This window comes from Bradyrhizobium sp. PRIMUS42 (assembly GCF_023006515.1).
Classification (GTDB): Bacteria; Pseudomonadota; Alphaproteobacteria; order Rhizobiales; family Xanthobacteraceae; genus Bradyrhizobium.
Genome location: NZ_JALBGZ010001418.1, coordinates 1 through 683 on the forward strand (window position 1 = coordinate 1; position 683 = coordinate 683).

General features: G+C 68.8%; 1 pseudogene. It reads right to left on the minus strand.

Annotated elements, in window-relative coordinates:
• Window positions 1-128: 128 nt before the first annotated feature.
• Window positions 129-683 (minus strand): annotated as a pseudogene (locus tag MOV75_RS40780) (penicillin-binding transpeptidase domain-containing protein); the annotation flags it as partial.

The window sequence follows — 683 nt, forward strand, 5'->3', positions numbered from 1 at the left end:
CAGGCGCCGATCGTCAGCGCGCCGATCTCGGTGCCGCGCGTCGTCGTCATCCAGGTGGCGCCGACGCCGACCACGGTCGCGAGCAGAAGGGCCGTCAATGTGATCAGGATCAGCCGCACGGGTTTCGATCAGTTCTTGCGCGGGACGGAGGCGTTGGCATTCTCTTCCGCATAGTTCTGCGGGAAGGCGAGCGCGCTCGTCGCCGAGGACGGCCCGGCCGGCTTGGTGTCGGCATCGGCCGATTTCTTTGCCGTCTTGGCGGCGTCATCCAGCAGCTTCTCGACGCGCACCAGGATGTCGGCGCCGCGCTTGGTCAGCACCGGCGGCGGGCCCGGCTTGGTCTCCAGGATCTTCGGCGCCGCATTGGCCTGCGCGTTGCTGACATGCTGCGGCGGCAGCTTCTGGCCCATGCCGATGCCGGGGATCTCCCGGACTTCGACGCCCTGATGCGCCGCGAGCATGATGTCGTGCCAGGTCTGCGCCGGCAGCGAGCCGCCGGTCATGCGGTTGGTCGGCGAGTAGTCGTCGTTGCCGTACCACACCGCGCAGGTGAAATTGCCGGTGTAGCCGACGAACCAGGCGTCGCGATACGCGTTGGTGGTGCCGGTCTTGCCCGCGGTCGGAATGCCGTCGAGGGCGGCGCGGCGCGCGGTGCCCTCGCTGACGACGTGGCTCATCATGCC